Annotated in this window: 19 protein-coding genes; 4 read left to right on the top strand and 15 right to left on the bottom strand. The window is 50.9% G+C overall.

The window, feature by feature from the left end:
• Window positions 1-37 precede the first annotated feature (37 nt).
• Window positions 38-376, top strand: a complete 339-nt coding sequence (locus tag MKX98_RS06495; protein ID WP_071221283.1) for a helix-turn-helix domain-containing protein — start codon at window positions 38-40, stop codon at window positions 374-376.
• A 139-nt stretch (window positions 377-515) separates the two neighbouring features.
• Here the strand turns inward: MKX98_RS06495 and MKX98_RS06490 are convergent, their stop codons facing one another.
• From MKX98_RS06490 to MKX98_RS06470, 5 genes are all read right to left on the bottom strand, one after another.
• Window positions 516-725 (bottom strand): general stress protein, encoded by a 210-nt coding sequence (locus MKX98_RS06490; RefSeq protein WP_009594383.1) that lies wholly within the window; start codon window positions 723-725, stop codon window positions 516-518.
• Between the two features lie 72 nt (window positions 726-797).
• Window positions 798-1,649, bottom strand: a complete 852-nt coding sequence (locus tag MKX98_RS06485; RefSeq protein ID WP_194541222.1) for a manganese catalase family protein — start codon at window positions 1,647-1,649, stop codon at window positions 798-800.
• Window positions 1,650-1,812: 163 nt separating this feature from the next.
• Entirely contained in the window at window positions 1,813-2,313 is a 501-nt protein-coding gene (locus MKX98_RS06480) for a hypothetical protein (RefSeq protein ID WP_194541221.1), read from the bottom strand.
• 168 nt (window positions 2,314-2,481) lie between these two features.
• Window positions 2,482-3,558, bottom strand: coding sequence for a glycosyltransferase (locus MKX98_RS06475; protein WP_339222153.1), 1,077 nt, complete (start codon window positions 3,556-3,558; stop codon window positions 2,482-2,484).
• A 132-nt stretch (window positions 3,559-3,690) separates the two neighbouring features.
• The gene (locus MKX98_RS06470) at window positions 3,691-4,440 is read right to left on the bottom strand and encodes a MerR family transcriptional regulator (RefSeq protein ID WP_339222151.1); all 750 of its coding nucleotides are present in this window, start codon (window positions 4,438-4,440) and stop codon (window positions 3,691-3,693) included.
• A gap of 183 nt (window positions 4,441-4,623) precedes the next feature.
• On the opposite strand from MKX98_RS06470, the gene MKX98_RS06465 reads away from it, so the two are divergent.
• Window positions 4,624-5,583, top strand: coding sequence for an LCP family protein (locus MKX98_RS06465; RefSeq protein ID WP_194541218.1), 960 nt, complete (start codon window positions 4,624-4,626; stop codon window positions 5,581-5,583).
• Window positions 5,584-5,633: 50 nt separating this feature from the next.
• Here MKX98_RS06465 and MKX98_RS06460 read toward each other — a convergent pair whose 3' ends face one another.
• On the bottom strand, window positions 5,634-6,413 hold the full coding sequence (locus tag MKX98_RS06460) for an AraC family transcriptional regulator (RefSeq protein WP_194541217.1): 780 nt from the start codon (window positions 6,411-6,413) through the stop codon (window positions 5,634-5,636).
• A gap of 160 nt (window positions 6,414-6,573) precedes the next feature.
• Between MKX98_RS06460 and pyk the strand changes: the two genes are divergently transcribed.
• Complete coding sequence (gene pyk, locus MKX98_RS06455; protein ID WP_194541216.1) at window positions 6,574-7,989, top strand: pyruvate kinase; 1,416 nt, start codon at window positions 6,574-6,576, stop codon at window positions 7,987-7,989.
• 124 nt (window positions 7,990-8,113) lie between these two features.
• Window positions 8,114-9,334, top strand: a complete 1,221-nt coding sequence (locus tag MKX98_RS06450) for an L-dopachrome tautomerase-related protein (RefSeq protein WP_339222149.1) — start codon at window positions 8,114-8,116, stop codon at window positions 9,332-9,334.
• 104 nt (window positions 9,335-9,438) lie between these two features.
• On the opposite strand, the gene MKX98_RS06445 is transcribed toward MKX98_RS06450, so the two are convergent.
• The 9 genes from MKX98_RS06445 to MKX98_RS06405 all read right to left on the bottom strand — a co-directional run bounded on the left by MKX98_RS06445 (window position 9,439) and on the right by MKX98_RS06405 (window position 23,761).
• The gene (locus tag MKX98_RS06445) at window positions 9,439-9,978 is read right to left on the bottom strand and encodes a D-lyxose/D-mannose family sugar isomerase (RefSeq protein ID WP_194541214.1); all 540 of its coding nucleotides are present in this window, start codon (window positions 9,976-9,978) and stop codon (window positions 9,439-9,441) included.
• Window positions 9,979-10,000: 22 nt separating this feature from the next.
• The gene (locus tag MKX98_RS06440; RefSeq protein WP_199341189.1) at window positions 10,001-11,218 is read right to left on the bottom strand and encodes a carbohydrate kinase family protein; all 1,218 of its coding nucleotides are present in this window, start codon (window positions 11,216-11,218) and stop codon (window positions 10,001-10,003) included.
• A 2-nt stretch (window positions 11,219-11,220) separates the two neighbouring features.
• Window positions 11,221-12,384 (bottom strand): Gfo/Idh/MocA family oxidoreductase, encoded by a 1,164-nt coding sequence (locus MKX98_RS06435; protein WP_194541213.1) that lies wholly within the window; start codon window positions 12,382-12,384, stop codon window positions 11,221-11,223.
• On the bottom strand, window positions 12,374-13,249 hold the full coding sequence (locus MKX98_RS06430; RefSeq protein WP_339222146.1) for an aldolase: 876 nt from the start codon (window positions 13,247-13,249) through the stop codon (window positions 12,374-12,376). Before MKX98_RS06430 ends, MKX98_RS06435 begins: the two co-directional genes overlap by 11 nt.
• Window positions 13,250-13,373: 124 nt before the next feature.
• A complete protein-coding gene (locus MKX98_RS06425) occupies window positions 13,374-15,623 on the bottom strand; it encodes a hypothetical protein (RefSeq protein WP_339222145.1) in 2,250 nt (749 codons plus the stop codon).
• Between the two features lie 31 nt (window positions 15,624-15,654).
• On the bottom strand, window positions 15,655-17,910 hold the full coding sequence (locus MKX98_RS06420; RefSeq protein ID WP_339222143.1) for a hypothetical protein: 2,256 nt from the start codon (window positions 17,908-17,910) through the stop codon (window positions 15,655-15,657).
• Between the two features lie 31 nt (window positions 17,911-17,941).
• On the bottom strand, window positions 17,942-19,525 hold the full coding sequence (locus tag MKX98_RS06415; protein WP_339222142.1) for a glycoside hydrolase family 3 N-terminal domain-containing protein: 1,584 nt from the start codon (window positions 19,523-19,525) through the stop codon (window positions 17,942-17,944).
• Window positions 19,526-19,559: 34 nt separating this feature from the next.
• A complete protein-coding gene (locus MKX98_RS06410; RefSeq protein WP_339222141.1) occupies window positions 19,560-20,837 on the bottom strand; it encodes an FAD-dependent oxidoreductase in 1,278 nt (425 codons plus the stop codon).
• Window positions 20,838-21,133: 296 nt separating this feature from the next.
• Window positions 21,134-23,761, bottom strand: coding sequence for a carbohydrate-binding protein (locus MKX98_RS06405; RefSeq protein ID WP_339222140.1), 2,628 nt, complete (start codon window positions 23,759-23,761; stop codon window positions 21,134-21,136).
• Window positions 23,762-23,969: the final 208 nt, after the last annotated feature.

Below are 23,969 nucleotides of genomic sequence, written 5' to 3'. Positions count from 1 at the left end.
AGTATAGTTAATAGAATACCGGAAGGAGCCTACCCATATGGGAAATAAATCGAGCAGTTACATACCGAAAACACCCGAACATATCGAATGTAATATCGAAAAAACACTGTTGGTCTTAGGCGGAAAATGGGCATTTCTCGTCATCCGCGAGCTCTTTGGCGGCACGAAGCGTTTTGGCGAGCTGCAGCGGCAAATCCCGAATGTCAGCCCGCGGGCACTGACCACGACGCTCCGCCATCTGGAAGAGCAGGGCGTTCTTGAACGCGAAGTATTCCCTACCGTTCCGGTTACGGTGGAATACACGCTGACGCCGAAAGGCATGGACCTGCATGTCATCTGCAAGGAAATGAAGCTGTGGGCTGCGCGGTGGACTTGACTTCAAGTTGGCTTGATGTATCTTTGCAACCGTGCTTGGAACCAGCGGTCAGCACAAAAATAAAGCAGCGACGGATTCCGTTTAACCGGAACCGCCGCTGCTTTTTTAAGCTTGCTATTTTTTGATTTGTAGATTACATTTAATCGTTATTGTTTTGATTGCCGCGGGATTCTCCGCCCTTGCGGCCAATTTCCTCATAGAAATCCTTATCATGGGACTCTGATGTGGCTTCTCCGCCTTTACGGCCGATTTCCTGATAAAACTCCTTGTCGTGATTCTTGGCCGTTGCTTCGCCGCCTTTGCGTCCCGCTTCTTCTCTGCTCATTTTGTTGCCGTTGTTGTTAGCCATTGTTCATCACTCCTAAGTTGTTTTTTGTTGCTGCTATGTCATGTATTTAACCCATCCGTAAACAATTAAACATTACTTTTCAAATCCTTCATTCACCACATATGGACCTGTGCCAAGCGTAGAATGCTGGTGTTTTGCCGGAGGATTTAATACGGGTGCGTCGCCGTAGGCTGTCGGATTAGCCACATATTCGAAATCGCCGGTACCGTCCGGCAGCGGTCCGTTCGCCCAGCGTCCCGCACTGCTCTCCTCCCCAACCGAAAAATTCATGAATTGGCGTGTAGCTTCTTCTACGCTGCGTTCGCGCGGAAACGAAGCAGGAGCAATTGGACCTTCAATGGCCTCGATCTCTTCAATCGCGGCCAGCCACTGGTTCTGGTGCATGATATCACGGGCTATCATGAAGGACAGCATGTCCCGAACGCCAGGATCCGTCGTCTGCTCATACAAACGGACGACCTGAAGCAGACCTTGCGATTCGGCATTCAGATTCGCACGGAAGTCAGCCAGCAGATTTCCGCTCGCTATGATGTACTTACTGTTCCATGGATATCCGTTGCTGTCCGTCGGGGTTGCCCCGAGTCCCGATACGATTGCATGCTGAGGATTCATGCCTCCGAGTGCGGCGGCAATCATCGGGTCCTTCGCCGCTTCATCGACTTGATCCGCAGGAGCGCCGTCAAGAAGCTGGGCTATCATCGTGCTCAACATCTCGACATGGCCAATCTCCTCGGTCCCGATATCCAGCAGCATATCCCGATACTTCCGGTCTGCCCGGCAGTTAAATCCTTGGAAGAGATACTGCATCATGACGGACATTTCACCATACTGGCCACCCAGCACCTCTTGAAGCTTTCTCGCGTATACCGGATCCGGCTTCTCAGGTTTGGCCCGGAACTGAAGTTCTTTCATGTGAATAAACATCCATATCGTCCTCCTCGTATGCGTCATGGTAAGTCCGATTATTTTTTACCCGGTCCGATCGATATTAAACAGCGGTAACTCATAATGTTCCCAGCTTCTATGTACCGTTAACATGATAACAGCCGCGACCCGCGCGGCTGAATCATCAATCTATACTGCTATATCAATTGATCCGGACCCCTTCAAACCGGGTAGCGAATCCGCTGAGAATTGTGCCGTTTTCTCCGGTTGCCCTTGCAAATACCTCCACTCGATCGCGAGCCATTAATGGTATCAGTCCGGCGGCATCAATTTTCCCTGTTCTCGGCTCAAAGTTTTCTTCCTCCGATATTCTCGGGACGCCGTTAACCCGAATCTCCAAATCCATTCGAACAGGCGTAAGCGTGATCGTTGTAAAAGAAACGCTGGCCAACAGGGAGTAGATACCTCTTTGCTTAGGAGTGAAGGTCGATGTTGATGAATTGTATTCATTCTTAAGATCCAGTTCTTCAACTTGATATTGGACTTTGCTGAATACGCCGTCATTGATTTCTTGGTCGATGCCGGAGACTGCTCTAAACGCGGATTTTCTTATTTTGCCGACACGCTTCTTCTTGGATGCGGTATGCTTACTGAGCGTTTTCTTGTAGACAAGCTTTCTGGACCCTGATCGTTTGAACGCCATTTCACTCTCCTCCTGTCGTTCTATCCATATTCTCTACGAAACTAGTTTCATAGTAGTATATCGATTCATAGATTCGGCAGAAACGGTATATGCCCAAACGACATAAAAAAGGCACGATCCAGTACTCCGACATGACAGAACGACAGGGCGGCGGTTAGAGCCGCAAGATCACTTGCAGCGGAGCTTCTCCTCCAGCAAATGCTTGTTGTATAAGATGTCCGGATCATCCGGAGCGTAAGAAAGAGCCCTTTCATTATGTTCATAAGCCTGCTCCAGCTGCCCTAGTTTTCCGTAACAATACGTCAGCTGCAAATGGGGAAACCATGTCCAGGCCGCTTGATTAACGCCGTATAATCGATCCCCTGGCATCTCCAGCTTGAGCGCCAATTCGTACCAGTGAACCGCTTTTGCATAATCGTTGAGCTCTTGGAAATAGTACGCGATCCGGCATACATAATCGGCCCGCGGCACGTCATAATTAAACGTCTTTAACAGGGATTGCAGTTCTTGTTCTTTTTGTCCCAGCTCGTGGTAACAATGCGCCATGCGATCACACGCATCCAGTTTTTCCTCAAAATAGCTGACCGGATCATGAATAATCGTTTCATATATTTCAATGGCCTTGTCATAATAGGCGCTCGCAGACAATTCCATTGCATAATGCAGCAACTGGCGCTTGGAGAGGGTGCCTCCCTTCGCAAGATGGGCCTCATAAATACGCAAATTCCGCCCGGAGTCCGTGTGTACGCGTCCATGACTAACGGCAATGTCGGATAACATGATATTTCCCGCAACCTCTAAATGCTCATGCACCGGATCACGCCATTGAAAATGCCTAGAACGCTTCACCAGCCGGTTTCTTTTAACAACTGCCGTGGGTTTCCCCAACGGATCGAAGGCAAGGTAGTAATCCATGCATACGGAGTCCACCGCCGGGTCCAAATTTTGTTTGAGTGCCTTGAACCTTTCCAGATCGGCCGGCTGCAGCCAATCATCCGCATCCAGCCATAAGATATACTCCTTCGTCGCATGAGAGAACGAATAGTTCCTTGCAGCGGAAAAATCGTCGATCCAATCAAAATGAAAGATTCGAGCCTCATATTTGGCTGCAATTCCGAGCGTATGGTCCGATGACCCCGTATCTACGACGACAATTTCGTCAACGACATCCTTAACGGAGTTTAAGCACCGATCCAACACTTGCTCCTCGTTCTTTACAATCAAGCACAAACTAATCGTGATCATGTCCAGCCCCCCATAAACTTGTCTCCCAGACATCATATGGAATGCCATCTCGCGAGGTTTGGACAATAAATCATAGACATAGCAAAAAAGACCGCGATTTCGGCGGTCTTGATCGATGGAGAACGGCCTGTATTATGTCTGTTGTGCGTACGCCTCCGCAGCCGCATGCAGATAATAAGCCAGTCCCGTCTGCTGCTCTTCCAGCATCCGGAGATGAAAGTCGTCATTCAGGAAAAACTTCGTTTGACCCGCAAAATCCGCAGCCGTAAAGGCGTAACCCTGCTCATTCATAAACTGCAGATGATCGCGAATCGAATCTCTTACTCGCGCATCATCGTGCTTGATCCCCGTTTTCAATGCGTTTGCCATGCCTGCCATAAAGGCAGCCGCTTCCCTTGCCTGCTCGTTCATGCTTGGAACATCGACGGGCTCACCCTCGAGCAAATCCATATCATACTGCTCTTTCAGGTGTTCATTCTGCTCCGTTAAAGCTGCCTCCCATTCTTCTTCGCTCTCAAAACCTTTGAACAATTCCTGAGGCTCCATGCGCTTGCCCTCCTCCGTACTGGTTATGGATATTCTTAAGGTTTTCAGAATCGCATTCAATCGATCCGCGCGGTCCATCAGCAACTTCTCCTGTTGTAACAGCATCTGCCGCCGTTCAGGAGTTTCCTCCATCAGCACCTTGATTTGTTCCAGCGGAAAATCCATTTCCCTGTAAAACAGAATGTGCTGCAATCGCTCCAGTTCGGCTGCACCGTACAAGCGATAACCCGCTTCGCTGATCTCGGCCGGCAGAAGCAAACCGATTTTATGATAATGATGCAGCGTTTTAATGGTCACCCCGGACAGCTCCGAAACCTCTTTTACCGTGTATAACATTATGCTGTTCCCTCCTTCGACTTCCAGTCTAAGGCCTCCCCTTGGAGGAGAGTCAAACACGTTATTTATCTAAGGTTTGTTGCCACTTGAGAATCGTTTCCTGCGGGAAAATATGATTTTTGCTCATTATTTTGCTAGAATGGTCCATTATGCAGTAGTAAACAGAAAGGATGTATAGGAACTATGAAAAGGAAATGGTTAAAATACACCATGCTCTTAGTATCTGTTGGAATCTTGGGGATTATCTCGTACTATACCTACGCTATCATTCAGTTCTCAAACCAAATTTCGACCGCTTCGAATCCGGCGAAGCCAGTGGAAGCTTCGGGTGCCGCAACGGAAGAAATCATTGAAATACCCAAGTGGGAGGGTAAAGAACGCATCAATATTCTTCTGATTGGAGGAGACTCCCGGGGAGACGATGCCGGCAGATCCGACACCATGCTGGTGGCTTCCATCGATCCTGTGACGAAAAGAGCCCATTTATTCTCGATTTTGCGGGACACCTATGTGGACATCCCCGGCCATGGCAAAGGACGACTGAATTCGGCATTTGCTTACGGCGGAATCGAGCTGACGAGACAAACCATCAGCAATCTGCTGGACCTGCCCATACATAAATATGTTTACACCGATTTTGTCGGCTTCATAGCCCTGGTCGACGCCATTGACGGAGTCGACATCGAGGTGGAGAAAGACATGTATTACACAAGTAAAGCCGACAAGCATATGTACGACATCGATTTAAAACAAGGACTGCAGCATCTCGACGGCAAGATGGCGCTGCAATACGTCCGGTTTCGGCACGATGCGAGGTCCGATTTTGCCCGTACGGAACGGCAGCGGATTCTCATGACGGAAGTCGCCAAGAAGATGCAGACCACGGGCTCATTAATTAAGCTTCCCGGCATCCTGGATTCAATTGCACCATACATCGAAACCGATCTAAGCCCTAAAGAAATGCTGAAGCTGATGGCTCTGGGTTTTGATGTGAATCTGGATAAAATCGACCAGCAGCAGCTCCCCCCATTCTCGCTGCTGACCAACGAGAAGGTCGGTCGGGCACAGGTGCTCGGCGTAGATAAAAACAAATTGCAGCAGTATGTGAAGCAGTTATTCGAAAATGACGCCGGAATAAAATAGCGATCATCGAAAGAGGGCATAGATAGCCCTCTTTTTTTGCGTTAAATCTCCTATATCGTTCGTGGACGCTCATGCAATAAATCTGATGGAGCGGTGCCCGTGACTCGTTTATAGATTCTATAGAAGTAGGAGAGGTCCTGATATCCGAGAAATACGGCAATCTCCTGTACCGTCAGCTGCGATTCCGTTAACAAATACACTGCCCGTTTGATTCGCTGAGCGTGCACGTACTGGCTGATGGTCTGCCCTGTAACGCTTTTAAAGAGTACCGCTGCGTAATTGGGGGTTTTGCCGATGACATCGCCCAGCTCCTCTTTCGTTATTTTCTCACGGTAATGCCGCTCGATATAAGACTTCATCCGGTCCACGTGCAAGTGCTTCTCCGGCGTGATGACGCCCTTGTCCAGCTCACGGCTGATATAAATCAACACTTCTGTCAATAATGCTTCGATCATCAAGACATAATAAGATGGGCGTTCTTGCCACTGCTGATGGATCACCTTCAACCGTTCGCGGATTAACTCATAAACACCCGGTTTAAACTTCAAGGCTTCTTTCCGATCCAGCACGGATAAGTCCGTCGAGGCGCCTTCCGTCCATTGTACGACGATTTGCGTGTGCGTCACGGTAGGGATGCTTTTGCCATAATACGAAACGCCGGCTGGAATAAGCAGCAATTCCCCTTTCTCCATAATTTGCTTATCGCCATTCACCCAATATACACATTTTCCATATGTCACAAGGCTTAAGCGCCATGCTCTTTGCTCATGATCAGCTTCTTCATACCAATCGACACCGCTAATTTGCCTTATTTCTATCGGAGTGACCATAACTCACCTCAACTGCGATACTATAATCCATCCATTGTACTATAGTTCATATCATGATTCGACAAGACAGGCTACAATGTGATCATTAGGGAAGTTTGAATGAAGTCGAAATGCTGTATAAAAGCAGAAGAGAACAAATACAAAGGAGGAACAAACAGCCATGCTAAAAACTAAAATCATTTGTACGATGGGACCCGCGTGCGATTCCATTGAGCTGTTGAAGAACATGATTCAGGAGGGAATGACCGTTGCCCGTTTGAATATGGCACATGGTGAGCTGGAGGATCACGTCACCCGGATCCGGAATGTTCGCCGGGCCGCAGCCGAATTAAACACGTATGTCCCGATCATGATGGACATTAAAGGACCTGAAGTACGGATCGGCAAGCTGAAGGAGGCTTCCTGCCTTCTGAAACCAGGTGAGGAGCTGATCCTGACTACCGAAGAAATTCTTGGCGATGCCCAGCGCATCTCGGTCAATTATGCCGAGCTGAATCTAGTGGTTAAACCGGGAGACCGCATCTTGATCGATGACGGCCTCGTGGACCTGAACGTTCTCCGCGTCGACGGACCGGACATTCTTTGCAAAATCATCAGCGGCGGGGTGCTCAAACCACGTAAAGGCGTCAACCTCCCTGGGATCAAAACGACGCTTCCCGGCGTCACCGAGCGTGACGTCATGCATATCGGCTTCGGCCTGGAGAACGACATTGAGATCATTGCCGCTTCTTTCGTGCGTCATGGCGACAACATCCGCGAAATCCGCAGCATCCTGAAAGAACGCGGCGCGGAGCATGTACAGATCATCTCCAAGATTGAAAACGGAGAGGGCATGGAGAACCTGGACGACATCATTGAAGCATCCGACGGAATCATGGTTGCCCGCGGAGACCTTGGCGTCGAAGTACCAATCGAAGAAGTGCCTATGATGCAAAAAGAAATGATCGATAAATGCAACCTGGCAGGCAAACCGGTTATCGTGGCAACGCACATGCTGGAATCGATGCAGGTCAATCCCCGTCCAACCCGCTCCGAGGTGAGCGACGTGGCTAACGCGGTGATCCAGGGCGCTGACGTGGTCATGCTCTCGGGCGAATCCGCTGCCGGCAAATATCCGGTAGAATCCGTGCGCACGATGGCGGCAGTCGCCCGCCGCGCCGAGACGATGATCGATTATAAAGACCAATTCGCTTTCAAATCCAGACAGCAGGTAGCCGATATTACCGAGGTTATTAGCCAGGGTGCGGTTAGCTCCTCCCTCGTGCTGAATGCCAAAGCGATCATTACGGCAACGGAGAGCGGATTTACGGCGCGGATGATTTCGAAATACCGTCCGAAGGCACCGATTATCGCGGTCACGCAGCATGAAGAAGTGCTGGCCAAGATCTGCTTGCTCTCCGGTGTCATTCCGGTAAAAGGCGACAAAGTCACAACGACGGACGAAATGTTCGAATCCGCGACCCGTAATGCCATCAAGACAGGCTACATCGAAAAAGGCGACATTATCGTATTGTCTGCCGGCGTGCCGATCGGTCAATCCGGTAACACGAATCTGATTAAGATTCTGCAAGTGTAACTTGTATTTTCCTAAAAAGACCTCCCGGTGATTTAATCGGCGCCAATCCATCCCTCTGGGCATATAACTAACTTAGAGGAATAAGCGCGAAAGATGATCTGCACTGCCTATGGGAGGTCTTGAAATGGTTGTACCGCATCATTCAATGGAGGGCCAGTGGCAGCAGCCTACTGTCCCTCATTGTAAACAGACCCATAGCTATACAAGTCCGTACCAGATGCTCTTTCACTGGAGCCGCCTGGACTGGAACTTCCCGACTCTCGCGATGAAGCAGCGATTCGAGGAGCGCCAGGATTGGAAGCACTGCATGCCTGCAGGCGTCAAGGTAGACCGGCAGGAACGCTTTTATGTATCGGTTCCGCGCTGGGCTGAAGGGGTTCCCGCTACGCTGAATACCATTGCGATGGTGGACGGCAAGCCCGTACTGGAGGCTTTTCCAAGCTGGGAGTGGAATACGCCGGGGGATGTTCGGGTGCTGCAATCCGTCCTCGGCTACGAGATTGATGAACATCATCGGATGTGGATTCTGGATCAAGGAAAAATCGCATACGATACCTCGCCCGTAGGCTCGCAAAAGCTGCTCATCTGGGATCTGAGCGCGAACCGCCTGCTCGACTCTATTGTCATTCCGGACGATATTGCCCCGCCCCGAACATCGTTCCTGAACGACATCGTGGTGGATAACCGCAACGGTTATGCCTATATTACCGATTCGGGCTCCGGCTGGCCGGACCATCCGCTGTATGGCGGAATCATCGTCTACAATATGAGAACGAAGAAATTTCGGCGCGTCCTCGACAGTCATTACAGCACGCAGGACGTCCCCCGTTTCCGGTTTGAGATCGATACCGAGCCGGTATACCGCAACAAGCCGATTCGGATCGGCGCCGATGGCATAGCTCTGTCCGCGGATCGCGGAACTCTATTCTACTGCCAGGTAACGGGGCGCAATCTGTACGCTGTCGATACGCGGCTTCTGCGAAATTTCGATATTCCCGATTCGATCATCCGGGATTCCGTTCAGACCCTGGGCAGCAAGGGAACGACAACCGACGGCATGCATGCCGACAATCAAGGCCGTGTATTCTACACCATGCTCGAAGGCAAGGGAATCGGTTACTATTCACCGTACACACGCTCGTTCAACAAGCTGCTGTCCGACGACAGAATGCTGTGGGTAGACGGGATGGCTTTTGATCAGCGCGGCTCGATCATCTTCAACAACAACCGCCTGCACCGCATGTTCGAGGAGCCGCAGAACATCGACTGGGATGATCCTTACAATCTGATTGTATGGAGAGCCTACATCGGGCGGGACGTAAAGTCGTACTTATATGGTGGATGAGGGTTGTGAAAAAAGGGTTAGGCAGATCGGGCACTCATGCCCTCTGCCTAACCCTTTTGTTATACGAATTTTAAACTTCTGCATGAGCAGATTTAGTCATTCAACTATTTTTTAGGCACCCGGCAAATATTAGGATCGGTAAAAATATCATATTCATCACGACTCGTGCTGGAGAACTCCGATATGACCGCACCTTCCTCTCCTGCCTGAAACCAATGCAGTGTGTCTGGCGGAATGGTGTATTGCTGCCCAGGTGTCAGTTCGATTTCCTGAAATACGGAATAGTAATCCTTACTCTTTGGCGGTACTAGCGCTTGGATCGGAGCAGAGGGTTCCCCCTCGACGTAAAGATATACCCTTCCTGCTCTGCAGCGGAACGTTTCCATCTTACCTGGGTCTTCTCCCACTGGAGGATGCTTATGCTCGGGACAGGTTTGGCTTGGGAATAACACCAGCTCTTTCGCGCAGTATCGATCGGTATTAATGTAAGTAATGAGCTCTAAACCCTGCGTCTCAAGATCATTCAATCCGAAGGAAGCCACCTCAATCTCGTTCATCTCGTCTGGCGACAGGATGATTCCGGCGTTATGAAGAATTTCCGCCGTACGTTTCTGCGCGGCCTTCACTTGACTGTGAGTCAGCATTAACATTTCGCCTCCTTTGACGTCAATCATTAACGCGTATTGTGTCTCCATTCCCATGAAACACTGACGCCGCTCCATGCACTTTGGGATGGTATCCCGAACGTGCTATCTTTGATACATGCTGCTGCCAGCCTGAGTCAATTCGGGATGCAACTTCCTCCCATGTCGGGATTCCACTTGTCGCATCCGGCCGTTCGACATTACACGCCCCCGTGCCGACAGCCATAATCAGCGACTCTTCCGGCGTCATTCCCTGCATGAATGCGGACAAAAAGCCTGCAATCGTACAGTCTCCAGCTCCCGTTGTCCCCGCTGTCTCTACTATGAAGCAAGGAACCAGAAGTTCCCTCCCTAACCAATCTGTTAAACGTTCAGGGCGATAACGCCCCATGTTCTCCAGCCGGGCTGATTCAGCCGTACTGCGCATATATAGACCATGCTCGCCAAGCTTAAGCACGACTACTGCGGCCCCCATGCCAAGTAATTCAGCGGAAAGCTCCTGCAGCAGATCGGGACCGATCCGGTCCATGATATGCTCGCTTCCGTATTTTTCGACCATTTCCTCATAGCGCTTTTTGTGAAGCATATATAGGATTTCTTCCACGCTTGGCAAAAATAAATCCACGGAGGGAAGCACATTTCGCAACACTTCCCTCCAATCAACATGTCCGGCCAATGAGTTCGCATCGGGTTTCGCCATATCCAGCGATGTCGTGATACCTGCTGCTTTCGCCCGCTGCATCAAGGCTGCCAGCTCGCAGCCCCCTTGCTCATACATGCGCCTCATCAGGGGGGGATAACCGAAATGGAATAAACCCGCTTCTTCCAATGTACGCTTACTGACATCTTCAGCTCCGAATGTATCGTTGGCGCCTGTACAGTGAAGGAACATTCGATCTACCTTCAGTGGACTCAAAACGATTGTATAGGAGCTCGATTCTCCCTCTGATACGATCATGCCTTCTGCTAACGATTCATGCTCTCTGCGAATCAAGGAGAGGATCACTTCGCCGAAAATATCGGTACCCACCTTGCCCATGAGCCGTACGGGCATACCAAGCCGATGAAGCGCAATACCTGTATTGGCAACCGCTCCACCGGTAGCCAGCATCGCCTCTCCGACGTTTAATAACTTCCCCGGCACCATATGAAATGGTCCGTCCTGAATGGAGGGGATAATATCAAGGCAAATATGACCACCAACAATGACATGATAAGGAAGAGTATGTTTTTCAATCAATTTTACGCCCTCCACGGGATCGGAATGGTGTTACCGGATCGATTCGATTCCAATGCAGCCGTAAACACCCGATGGCTCCCTTCCGCTTCCTCAGGCGTTGCGCATCGGAAAGGTTGGAGCATGCCGTCCGATCCGTTAACCAGTTCATCGCAGAAAGCCGCCCACATCTGGAGGATGGAATCCGAGAACCCAAACTCAAATATCCCTCCTGTGATGGTCGAGTAAGCGGATTTGTAAGGCGCATCCATGACATGCCATGCCTGGCTTCCGCCTGGCTCATACGGAAGCCAGGATACCTGCTTCGGATTTTTCGTCGTGAATTCAGCGGACATCGCCGTCCCTTGGATACGGATAAACCATGTGTTCGCATGACCGGGAGCTATTCGTTTAGTCGAAAGCAGCATAGGAAAGCGTTGAAGCGATGTTTGTACGTCGCAGGCCAGAATCGCATTGTCCCATGTCTCGCAAGGCTCCATCCCCCCCTTACCATCTGGCCGCTCTTCTATCACGTTCCTCAACAACGCTCTTACATTCTGCGGATACCAGCCGAATCTCATGGGCAGGTGCAGTACATGCATTCCAAGATCACCCATACATCCATATTCGCCATTAGCGGAGATTCTTCGCTTCCAATTCATCGGTTTATTAGGATCGAGATCGCTCGAATGCCAAAAGCCTGCTTCAACTTCAATGATCTTTCCAAATTTCTCTTCTTGCACCCACTGGGAGATTTGCAGGGCACCCGGAAAAAAAGGGAATTCCGAAGAACAACGCACGAGGACAGACGGGTTCTCATCTAATGCTGTACGGATCGCGAGATTCGCTTCCCGGTCGATTCCAAACGGTTTCTCTCCAAGCAGATGTTTTCCCGCCCGGATAATATCGGTATATATTTGTGCATGCAAATGATGCGGTACGGCACAATAAACGGCGTCTACCTGCGGGTCTGTTAACAGTTCTTTGTAATCGGTATACGAATGTTTAACGCTGGGGATCTCTTGTTCAAACCAGGCCGTGGCTGCTCGGTTTGCATCACAAACGGCGGTAATGGACGGTATAAAATCGACATCGGTCAGATGGCACCATCTGGCAGCAGCACTGGCAAACTCTTTTCCCATGAGGCCGCATCCGATGACACCGAAACGAATGGTTTTTTTATGCCTCATCCGCCATGTCCTCCCCGTTTAAGATCGCAAGGGCTATCTCTGCGCTGCAGCCTCTGTGCACAATTTCCATTAAGGCCTGCGTCATACGTGCTGGATGGGGATGCTGGATCACGTTCCTCCCATATACAATGCCGGATGCTCCTTGATCCATCAAACTCACGGTACGGTTCACAATCTCTTCATCGGAGGCTCGGCCGCCTCCCCGAACAAGCACGGGCACTCCAGAGGCAGTCTCTATAACCCGATGGTACTCCAGGATGTTATCGCATGGATCCGCTTTGATTACATCGCCCCCAAGCTCAACGGCCTGTCTGACAAGGGGAATGATTTTCTCAATATCACCGTCTACCATGTAGCCTCCTTTCGCTTCATTAGGCAGCATCACAAGCGGCTCCACCATGAGGACCATACCGTAGCGTTCACAATCCGTTTTTAACTTCATGACATTTTTCACACATTGGTAATGCAGCTCTGGTTGATTCGGTAGAAGAAGCAAATTCACACATACAGCTACAGCATCCATTCGAACCGCATGCTCGACGGCATGATCTATTACTTGGCTAAATAAATAATGAGGTAATTCTGGACCATAGATATTTGCTGCATCGGTACGCAGAACCAAGCCAGGTTTGCATTTACCAGAAATATGCTGCAGCAGCTTGGATTGGCCAAGGCTAAGCTGAATACAATCCGGGTTGGCTTTTACGACGGTTTCGACCGCTTGTTTCATGTTTTCTATGGATTGCAAAAAGGAATACTCATTAAAAAAACCGTGATCGATGGCTACGTCAAAACACTTACCCGCCTCACTGAACATTCTTCGTAACCTTGCATCTGCCGTCATGGTCACCCATCTCCAATTCATTTATTTCTTCACAACCTTAAACAGGTCTAGTTCTTTTTCATAAAGTGCTTTAAGTGCTGTCATTTCTGGATTCGTTTCTCCCATTTCCGTTGCTTGAATAGATTCTCTAGACGCCAGGGAGGTTCTATGAACCAAAATTCAGCGTATTCCGATCAGGTTCAGTACGCGGATGATGCCCCTTAAAAGACAGGACGTATTCCGAATTCCACTCTGGTCGGTTGACGACGATCAATTCTAACCTCATTCTGCCGGTTTCCGAACGAGGGAGTTTGATTCTGGCTGTTGGTCCGCGCCGATTCTCATTAGATGCCAGTTCGGCATAATCCCATGCCAACACGAATTGTCGTTCACTCGATCCAACGGTCAACCAGGCTTCGATCCGGCCTGCCGGGATCTGCTCCGCGCTGTCATTCAACATCCATAGTTCAGGCTCAAACCATTCGCCTTCTTTCCAAGTAAACCTTGGAATGCGTGCGCTTGCGAGGACAGGCCTGCATGAAGCTTGCACTGCATAATAAGCCGGCTTCGGCTTGGCCGGATACATGATGATGCTGTTATTGGCTGCAGTCGGCCAAGGCTCGTTATAACACCAATTCAGGGCCATGGAGCATACCGGCTTTTGACGGCGGGCTTCCTCATAGATACATTTGTACCCTTCCGACTGCAGCAGCTGACCGTACTCCACCAGCTGTTCCAGCGTCTCCCAGGGACCGAGATAATGCTCAATCTGGTCGGCCATCAGCCACATATTATCTGACAACGCATGGAATGCGTGATGACTTTCCCAAGCCGTCCCGGGTCGTGGCGGATACAGTTCATCAGCGGGAATAAAGCTCTTTAACTGCTCTACGGACGACGGGGAAGGAACACCAAATTCGGTATATGCGGTGTTCCTGGCCTTAGGCATGGACTGGAGCACATCCTCGCCGTTCCGGTATTGGAACATATAATGTCCATGCCCCATGCCCTCGATCGGCGATGTCATCAAAAAAGGGGTTTGGCGGTCCAGCATGTAACAGTTCGCATTTAAAAGCCTGAGCGGCAACGATTGATCCGTCATTTTGGACCAAGAATTGAACAGCTCATTGCCGCCGCACCACAGCACCACCGACGCATGCCTCCGAAGACGCTCGATGATCGAGCGCGATTCCTGATCCAGCACCCGGAGATAAGCAGGGGTGTCCGGATATTGGTTGCATGCCAGCGGGAACTCCTGCCAGACCATTAGCCCGATTTCGTCGCATCGCTCGAAAAAGGATTCCTTGTTGACAATCCCTCCTCCCCACACCCGGAGCATGTTCATATGGGCTGCCTTGGCCAAGTCCAGCAGGATTCCGTAATCCTCTGCGCGAATTCGCCCCGGGAAAATGTCCGGGTTTACCCAGTTCGTGCCTTTGCAAAATATCTGCCGGCCGTTGATCTCCATCGTGATCGGCGGATTGCTTCGACTCTTGGGAAACTGGGAGGGCTCCTTCCATGCCCCTTCGTGCATCACCAGCCTTGCGCGTCGGAAGCCGATCCTCTGATGCCTGCTAGATGTCGATGAGCCCGAACCATCCGCCGGCTTGAAACTCACCTCCGAGCGGTACAGGGGCTGTTCACCATGATCATGCGGCCACCATAGCCGAGGCTTCAAAAGCCTCTTCTGTATCGCATGGACCGGGCTTTCACCGTTTACAGCCCATGCTTCTTCAAATACCGTCTCCCCCTCGGGACCGATCAGCCTCCATTGCAGCTCCCCCGCTGCAGGTTGGCTAAGACGCACTTGCAGCTCCAATGCCGCTTCATCCAGCGCTTCTGTTAATTCATAACGCACCTCAGAAGACGCAAGATGCGCTTCCGGCCTGACGACAAGGTACGTATCGTCCCAGATTCCGAGCGGGATCAGGCGTGGATGCCAATCCCACCCGTAGCTCACCGCCGGCTTGCAGGAGTGGTCCGCCTGATCCCGGCTTCTAGGCGCTCCAGGACGCTTAGGGACAGGATCGATCACGATCTCCAGCAGACCGCCCTCCCCGCGTAAGCGCTCCGTCAGGTCCAGTTCCACTGGCGTGAACATTCCCTCTTGCTGCAGCAGCTCGGTGCCGTCCAGGCGAATATGAAAGCTGTAATCGATTCCTTTCGATATGAAATAGAGCCGCTCGCCTGGTGAACTTGCCGGGGGGCGCAGCCAAGCCCGATACGTCCAGGTTTTATCCTCCATCCATTCATATTGACGCCAATTCTCACCATAGGTGTGATCCCCCCATCCTTCAGCTCGAGCCCAATCCAATTGGACTGCGCCGGGTACGGTGGCAGGGACCCAGCGATCCGGAGCTTGCCCCGCATGATCACTCCAGCCTACTTCCCATTCCATTGTCTGTCTGGTGACCATATCCAACCTCCATTATCTAATCATTGCACGATCATAGATTCAGATTCAGTGTGTGCCCAGATGCTTTTTCCGTGCTCTCGCCGTTCTTGAATAACAAAATATACTCGGAATCCCACTCGGGCCTGTCAGTCACGACCAATTCGAGTTTCATTCTGCCGGAGGCCATGTCAGGCAGCAACCATCTTGCAGTCGGGCCGATCTGGTTCATACCAGGCGGGATAGAAGGAAAATCCCACTCCTGCAGTAACAATTTCTCACCCGCACCGAACGTTACATACACTCCTATTCGTCCAGGCTTGATGTTGTCGGGACTATCGCTCAGCAGCCATAGCTCTGGCTCAAACCATTCCCCTGGCCTCCACACAAACTTTGGAATGCGAGCGCTTGCAAGGACAGGCCTGCATGAAGCTTGCACTGCATAATAAGCCGGCTTCGGCCTGGCCGGATACATGATGATGCTGTTATTGGCTGCGGTCGGCCAAGGCTCGTTATAACACCAGTTCAGGGCCATGGAGCATACCGGCTTTTGACGGCGGGCTTCCTCATAGATACATTTGTACCCTTCCGACTGCAGCAGCTGACCGCGGTCCACCAATTGCTCCAAGGTCTCGCTTGGCCCGAAGTAATGCTGGATGAGCTCCGGCATCAGCCAAGTATCCCCCTGCCAAGCGCCGAATCCGTGATGAGACTCCCATGTCGTACCAGGTCTAGGCGGGAACAACTCTTTGGCTGGAATAAAGCTCTCTAATTGTTCAACAGATGCAGGTGAGGGTATGCCGAACTCGGTGTAAGCCGTATTCCTCGCCTTAGGCATGGACTGCAGGACATCCTCGCCGGATTCATAACGAAACACGTAATTCCCGTGAGCCATGCCCTCGATCGGTGATGTCATCAAAAAAGGGGTATGGGGATCCAGCATGTAACAGTTCGCATTTAAAAGCCTGAGCGGCAACGATTGATCCGTCATTTTGGACCAAGAATTGAACAGTTCATTGCCGCCGCACCACAGCACCACCGACGCATGCCTTCGAAGACGCTCGATGATCGAGCGCGATTCCTGATCCAGCACCCGGAGATAAGCAGGGGTGTCCGGATATTGGTTGCATGCCAGCGGGAACTCCTGCCAGACCATTAGCCCGATTTCGTCGCATCGCTCGAAAAAGGATTCCTTGTTGACAATCCCTCCTCCCCACACCCGGAGCATGTTCATATGGGCTGCCTTGGCCAAGTCCAGCAGGATTCCGTAATCCTCTGCGCGAATTCGCCCCGGGAAAATGTCCGGGTTTACCCAGTTCGTGCCTTTGCAAAATATCTGCCGGCCGTTGATCTCCATCGTGATCGGCGGATTGCTTCGACTCTTGGGAAACTGGGAGGGCTCCTTCCATGCCCCTTCGTGCATCACCAGCCTTGCACGGCGGAAGCCGATCCTCTGATGCCTGCTGGATGTCGATGAGCCCGAACCATCCGCCGGCTTGAAACTCACCTCCGAGCGGTACAGGGGCTGTTCACCATGATCATGCGGCCACCATAGCCGAGGCTTCAAAAGCCTCTTCTGTATCGCATGGACCGGGCTTTCATCGTTTACAACCCATGCTTCCTCAAATACCGTCTCTCCCTCGGGACCGATCAGCCTCCATTGCAACTCCCCCGCTGCAGGTTGGCTAAGACGCACTTGCAGCTCCAATGCCGCTTCATCCAGCGCTTCTGTTAATTCATAACGCACCTCAGAAGACGCAAGATGCGCTTCCGGCCTGACGACAAGGTACGTATCGTCCCAGATTCCGAGCGGGATCAGGCGTGGATGCCAATCCCACCCGTAGCTCACCGCCGGCTTGCAGGAGTGGTCCGCCTGTGAACGACCTCTGCCGGGAGGTGCGCCAGGACGCTTGGGGACAGGATCGATCACGATTTCAAGCAGACCGTCCTCCCCGCGTAAGTGCTCGGTCAGATCCAGTTCTACCGGCGTGAACATCCCCTCTTGCTGCAGCAGCTCGGTGCCGTCCAGGCGAATATGAAAGCTGTAATCGATTCCTTTCGATATGAAATAGAGCCGCTCGCCTGGTGAACTTGCCGGGGGGCGCAGCCAAGCCCGATACGTCCAGGTTTTATCCTCCATCCATTCATATTGACGCCAATTCTCACCATAGGTGTGATCCCCCCATCCTTCAGCCCGGGCCCAATCCAATTGGACTGCGCCGGGTACGGTGGCAGGGACCCAGCGATCCGGAAATTGCCCCGCATGATCACTCCAGCCCACCTCCCAGTTCAACGCCGTGATCTTCTTCATGCTGCACCCACCTCTACTCCAGGATTTGGAGTTAATCATGTGCATACAGGCTGCGATTCAGCCCCCTCTTCCCGAATATGCCCTCAATTAGATATTCAATTGTGCAGTCAATGTCACCGTATGTGTTCACGATCGTATCGATGGAAGTCTCGTATTCTTTATGCACATAGGAATGAAAATGAGACACAAAGATGATCGGCGTACCCAACTTGCTCCACCCGGCCATCATATTTCTGGCAACCTCATCGTGCAGACGAACGACGTTCAGTCCGTAACTAAGCTTGCTTCCAATCGAACATATAACAAGATCATAGGCCTGTTCGCACATCGCACGGTATAGATTGTCGGGTCCCGGGTCAACCCACTGAGTCAGCTGGTCTGTATGTTTTCCGAGTTCATCTTTTATTTTGTCGTAGAGCTCCGCATATCGATCAGCATGGTTCATGATCACTACATGAAGAACTCGGGTCTGTCTGGTGATCGGATACGGTATCAACTGCTTTCGGTCTCTTACGACAGTGATACTCTTAGCTACGACTTCCTTAGCTGCTTCAAGATTACGAATCGGATTGGATGCTTCGACGACTCGGTGCGTTCCATCCATCAGTCCCAACTGAAACTTGAGTGACACAATTCGAAGAGCCCGCTTTTTCAACGTGTCGATCGACAGCATACCGGTCTCAAGACGCTGTTCCATCTCCCTGTAGAATATGTCATCCATTCTTGTGAAGAGCAGGATGTCGCAGCCATTCTCTAATGCCAGAGCACAGGCGTCAAAATAATTTATGTACCCTACAAGTCCCCCCATCTCCACCGCATCGGTAACGATCAGCCCATCAAATCCAAGCTCGCCGCGGAGCAGGTCAACCAGAAGCTTCCTGGATATCGTGGCAGGCGGATAGGTTCCCGTCGCCTCATCGATCTCATCAAAAGCCGGCAAAGATATATGACCTGGCATGATCGCCATCGCGCCATCGTCAATGAGATCCTTGAACACTTTGCCAGGTCCAGCTCTCCATTCTTCCCTCGATAATGGATTCACTGGGGTCGTCAAATGTTGATCATATGTTCCAAATCCATCCCCTGGAAAATGCTTGATCGTTGCCATCATGCCATGGTCCTGAAGACCCCGCATATAAGCCGACACCATTTTTACCGTATGTTCCGGATCCTTACCCGCGCTTCGTATGCCGACGACAGGGCTGTCCGGGTCGTATGCCAGATCCGCGACCGGCGAGAACGTCCAGTTATATCCGAGCTCACCGGCTTCCTTGGCAGCAATGGCTCCAACCTCATAAGCCAGTTCTTCTGAATTGGTTTGGCTGATCGACATCATCGACGGAAATTTCGTTGCACCAAGCACCATATTACCTGCACCGCATTCAAGATCACTGACAATAAACGGGGGGATCTTGCATCTGGATTGGAATCGTTCGATTTGCTGCTCAAGCTCCTCCCGCTCCGTAGGATGGAAAAACATCGCTCCAAAGGTTTCCGTCCGGTCCGGGCCCACTCTCGTATACGTCGGGCAGCATACCTGGTCCAGCAACTCCCGGTTTGTTAAAGAATCCACGACTTCCGCTGCTGCTTGTGAGAGTTTAATTGTAAATTTCATATCGCTTCTATTCCCTCCTTAATCTGCATCATTACTAAGGCACAATCGCAGCGTGCGCCAGCAGCACATCTCTTACTTCCTCCAGGTTCACCTGCCGGACCGATATATCATCCCGAGCAGCAATTGCAGCGGCGGCGCCAGCTGCCTGCCCCATAGCCATGCAGCTGGCTTGAACCCGGTAGGCCGAATGAGCAACCCGGTCACCGGAAGCACATCGCCCAGCTGCAAGCAAATGATCGCTTCCGCGAGGTACCAATGCCCCATAAGGAATGGTTGGTACCACACCTTCGGCCAGAGGCCGAACATCCGTCGTATTGGAATCGTGCTGATGGATATCGATCGGATAGTAGCTGTAGCAAACCGCATCCGGCCATCGATAGCCACTGATATAACGGTCCGCGTCTACCCATTCTTCTCCGGCAATACGCCACGTTTCCCGAATCCCGCATTCATTGGCAAAATACTCAACATACAGCTGTTCGCAGCCGGGAATGCCCCTGAGCAAACTGTAAATGCGCATTAGCGCCTTTCTTGCTTCAATTTCAGCATGGGACTTCGTCAACGAAGTTGAACCATCAATATCGGTAATATGCAGCGAACTGCTTCCCCTGCTTTGGAGCTCCCTGTACAACGGGATTTCTCCTGGCAGATGATCGGTCCTCCTGATATTTCCAGCTTGCAAGGCGGTGGAGTAAGCCTCTTTCAATGCGGTGACATCGACCTGTTCCATCTGATATCCGCCAAGCTTATAGACCAGTGTTCCCGGCTGCAGCACTTCCCCCTTTACCCGCTCATATCCCATCAGTCCTGCCATATTGGCATCGCCGGTTCCATCCACCATCTTCTTGAATCCAATAGCTGAAAGTCCTGATTTTCCTGCTGTCATCAGCCGGCGCTCCTGACCCTGCACATAGACAGCTGCCGGCATTTCATGGTAACGAAGCACGACACCGGCTTCCAGGCACATTTCTTCAAGGATGGTACTATATACAAATCGATTGACCCTTATTTGGTGTTCCCAATGCCTATTCCCCACCGATTTGGTGAAATCCGGCAGGGTCGCTCCTCCTTTGGCCACTGTACGCTCAATGGCTTCCCAACCTATGCCTCCAATGACCTGCTTCCCCCATGCGTGAAATAGACCGGGGAAATCGACCGCTGCCACCACCGTTGTGCCGCCAAGGATACTATTCTTCTCAATAAGGGTGGTCTTTGCCCCTGCACGTGCTGCTTGAATCGCAGCCGTAAAACCTGCAGACCCTCCACCGACAACAACAACATCATAGGAATCCGCTAACGGATACTCTTTCATCCACATCCTTACTACACCTCTTTCATCCTGTTATTCCAGCAGACCGCATGATGATTTCATGTTACCGACTCCAATTTGAATTCGACATGATGAAATCGTTGTTTTTATTGAAAATATTCATGACCTCGCAACGTGAATATTGAACTATTTTTAGATTTTGTTGAAAAAGTAATGGTGGTGGGCTTCGCGTCCGCATTTCACCAAAGAACAAAAGAAGAGACTGTCGCCTCCATAGATCATATCTATGAAAGGGACAGCCTCTGATGTAAGACTTTAGAGAAACTTATATTGCGTCATCAGGGAGATGGAACGATATCGATGTGCGCCACGTCGATGTTATTGAAAGCTACGGCACTGTTGTTATGAATTTGAATCGTATGTGTGCCTGCAGACAGCGTTCCCAGGCTTCCTTGATAGTTTGACCAGCTGCTGCCCGGTGTGAACGTGCCATTCGATACATTCTGCCCATTCAATTTCACCTGGAAGGACGGAGCTTCCCCTTCGCCGTAAGCTTTAATCGTAAAGTCATATTTGCCTGCGGCGGGGATATTCACCGTCCATCCTGCGGTACCCGTCCGCCAGATTTTCCCCCATCCATCAGGAGTTTGGGCAGCGCTTCCCGGCCAATCGCCTGCTCCCTTGATTTCGTTCATGCCATTAGCCTCGACTCCCAGGTAACGAGAGGGAGCAGCCGGCCCAGCCGGTGTAATGAAACTAAACACATCTGCGGACGGTGTGGAACCGCTGGCATTATTCGCAATAACCTTCCAATAATACGTCGTGTTACTTTGCAGATTGTTGACTTGATGCGTAGTTCCCGTAACCGTTGTATTGACGATCGGATTCGTTAACGCTGCATGGCTCGAAACAATGACCGTGTAATGATCCGAACCGAAAGGTGCATAATATTTGCCATCGATAACCTGCGTCCAATCCAGAGTAACACTGGTGCCTTCCACGGATGCGTTGTTCGCCGGTGATTTAAGCGTAAACGGACCCGGTGCTGCACCCTCGATATCCATATGCGCTACATCGATGTTGCTCTGCGCAACCGGGCTGTTGTTGTATATCTGAATGGTATGTGTACCGGCTGTGACCGTTCCCAGACTTCCTTGGTAATCGGCCCAGCTGCTGCCAGGGCTGAATGCCGCATTCGGAACATTCTGTCCATCCAGCTTCACCTGGAAGGCAGGCCCGCCTCCTTCACCATAAGCTTTAATCGTGAAATCATAATTTCCCGTGGTCGGAAAATGCACGGACCATTGCGCAGACCCCGTCCGCCAGATTTTGCCCCAGCCTTGCGGAGTTGCTGCTTGGGTGCCGGGGTAGTCGGATGCGGTCTTTCTCTCATTCATGCCGACTGCATACTGGCCAAGATAACGGGATTGGGCCTCTGGTGTTTCTTCTGTTCCCGTTAGTTCCACCATCGTAATCGAATGGGCTGGGAATGTTCTTGTAAAGCTATTGGATACACCCGTGATCGTATTGCCGGGTATTGTTGGCAGCGTACCGTTCGAGGCAACCTGGATACCGTTAATGTTGGCTCCGGATTGAGAGTTGATGGCCGGTGCGTTTAACACCCAAGAGGAAGCCGTTGACTCGGGTATGAAATTGGACAGATTAATGGTTGCGCTCAGGTCTTGGGTCTGATTTTTATTGATTACCATGAGATAGAGCTTGTTATTGACGCCTGTGCGTTTACTGCCCCATATGGTTAAATTCTGGTTGTCGCTGGAGCTTGTCGCTACCATCTGATCACCAAAGTAACGATTTAGCATCGGGTACAGGTAATAGGCTGGCCGCACGTTCTTATTGATGTCCATCAAGCCGTATGCTTGATTGCCCTGCAGGAGAAACTGGGTAACAAAATCCATTTGGTGATAGGCCAGCCTGCCCAGAACATCGCCCAGCCATAGCGCTCCGGCCATCGTGTCACCAATCCCTGCACCTTCCTCACCTCCAGTCACTTGACCAAGTTCAGTGATGCCCAGTAAAGCTCCTGGTGCGTACTGGTCACGATAACTGACGAGATTATCCGTCGGTGTCGTGTCGGTAAATTGATTCGCCCAATTGATGTAGGAATTTGGATAATCCGTCCCTTCGTAGGTCAATAAATTGTCGATCGTAGGAAAAGAGGACGAATTGGGATTGGTCTGACCGCCCCACAGCGGATACCAATGGATCGATATAGCATCCAGCGGCTTGTTAAGGTCAGCCAAAGTAGAGAGAACCGGCTTTGTCCAGCTGGTCATCTGCATAGGCTGCGCATTTGCGGGACCCATGATCGTAATGGTGGGATCCACAGCCTTCATAGCATCCGAATATTCCCGGATTCTGGCTGCATACTCAAGTGGTGTAACAGCATAGGCATCGCGGAAAAACTCTGGCTCATTTCCGATTTCCCAATATTTGATATTATAGCCCTTCTCAATATTCGCGTACCTCACCATATCGGCGGCCATATCTTTTTCATTCACTTTGGCATTAACCGTGATAAGTGGCTCGGCTCCAACTTCCTGCACCAAACTCATAAAGCTGTCCAAGACATCCGCCGTGATCGTTCTCGTGTACGGATTGGGACCCGTATGCCATTCGTATGAGTTCGTGCGATCCCAATAGGCCATATCAGCCTCGACGCCAGCAGGGAATCGTATCATTTTAATGCCTGCTTCTTTAATCAAATTTACATACTGTTCCGATCGAGTGCTCACCGGATGGAACTCATTTCTTGTCCACAGACCAATATTCGTTCCTCGGATCTCATCTTTCATCGGCGCCACTACCGTATCGGCATCAACCATCAGCGTAGCATCAGCAGCGTATGCCTTGGACGTATGCTCCATCAGCGGCAAGCCTCCTCCATAGACCATGCACATTACACACAACCATGCAGCGAGAAATTTGATTCCAGTTCGCTTTAACACCACCATATCCCTCCTAATGAATGCTTAATAGAAATACGGATTTCACCTCCATCAAAAATGGTTTGGACATGTTGAGAATCATAAAATGACTTTTCCATGTTACATCTTTAAAATTCAGGTCAACATGATCTATTCGTTGTTTTTATTGAAGAATCTTAGGGACTTCGGCACATATTGAAATATCTTCAGGTTAAGTTGAAAAAAAGAT

The organism is Paenibacillus sp. FSL W7-1332 (assembly GCF_037969785.1).
In the GTDB taxonomy this organism is placed as follows: Bacteria; Bacillota; Bacilli; order Paenibacillales; family Paenibacillaceae; genus Paenibacillus_AQ.
Note: the sequence above shows the minus strand (reverse complement) of the source record. Positions and strands in the feature narration are given on the sequence as shown.

What these genes read in the sequence shown, in the direction of transcription:
- MKX98_RS06450 (WP_339222149.1), top strand. Translation starts at nt 8,114, where the DNA reads ATGGTTGTACCGCATCATTCAATGGAGGGCCAGTGGCAGCAGCCTACT.
- MKX98_RS06465 (WP_194541218.1), top strand. Translation starts at nt 4,624, where the DNA reads ATGAAAAGGAAATGGTTAAAATACACCATGCTCTTAGTATCTGTTGGA.
- MKX98_RS06425 (WP_339222145.1), bottom strand. Translation starts at nt 15,623, where the DNA reads ATGGTCACCAGACAGACAATGGAATGGGAAGTAGGCTGGAGTGATCAT.
- MKX98_RS06415 (WP_339222142.1), bottom strand. Translation starts at nt 19,525, where the DNA reads ATGAAATTTACAATTAAACTCTCACAAGCAGCAGCGGAAGTCGTGGAT.
- MKX98_RS06435 (WP_194541213.1), bottom strand. Translation starts at nt 12,384, where the DNA reads ATGAGGCATAAAAAAACCATTCGTTTCGGTGTCATCGGATGCGGCCTC.
- MKX98_RS06480 (WP_194541221.1), bottom strand. Translation starts at nt 2,313, where the DNA reads ATGGCGTTCAAACGATCAGGGTCCAGAAAGCTTGTCTACAAGAAAACG.
- MKX98_RS06470 (WP_339222151.1), bottom strand. Translation starts at nt 4,440, where the DNA reads ATGTTATACACGGTAAAAGAGGTTTCGGAGCTGTCCGGGGTGACCATT.
- MKX98_RS06445 (WP_194541214.1), bottom strand. Translation starts at nt 9,978, where the DNA reads ATGCTGACTCACAGTCAAGTGAAGGCCGCGCAGAAACGTACGGCGGAA.
- MKX98_RS06495 (WP_071221283.1), top strand. Translation starts at nt 38, where the DNA reads ATGGGAAATAAATCGAGCAGTTACATACCGAAAACACCCGAACATATC.
- MKX98_RS06430 (WP_339222146.1), bottom strand. Translation starts at nt 13,249, where the DNA reads ATGAATTGGAGATGGGTGACCATGACGGCAGATGCAAGGTTACGAAGA.
- MKX98_RS06490 (WP_009594383.1), bottom strand. Translation starts at nt 725, where the DNA reads ATGGCTAACAACAACGGCAACAAAATGAGCAGAGAAGAAGCGGGACGC.
- MKX98_RS06485 (WP_194541222.1), bottom strand. Translation starts at nt 1,649, where the DNA reads ATGTTTATTCACATGAAAGAACTTCAGTTCCGGGCCAAACCTGAGAAG.
- pyk (WP_194541216.1), top strand. Translation starts at nt 6,574, where the DNA reads ATGCTAAAAACTAAAATCATTTGTACGATGGGACCCGCGTGCGATTCC.
- MKX98_RS06475 (WP_339222153.1), bottom strand. Translation starts at nt 3,558, where the DNA reads ATGATCACGATTAGTTTGTGCTTGATTGTAAAGAACGAGGAGCAAGTG.
- MKX98_RS06410 (WP_339222141.1), bottom strand. Translation starts at nt 20,837, where the DNA reads ATGAAAGAGTATCCGTTAGCGGATTCCTATGATGTTGTTGTTGTCGGT.
- MKX98_RS06460 (WP_194541217.1), bottom strand. Translation starts at nt 6,413, where the DNA reads ATGGTCACTCCGATAGAAATAAGGCAAATTAGCGGTGTCGATTGGTAT.
- MKX98_RS06420 (WP_339222143.1), bottom strand. Translation starts at nt 17,910, where the DNA reads ATGAAGAAGATCACGGCGTTGAACTGGGAGGTGGGCTGGAGTGATCAT.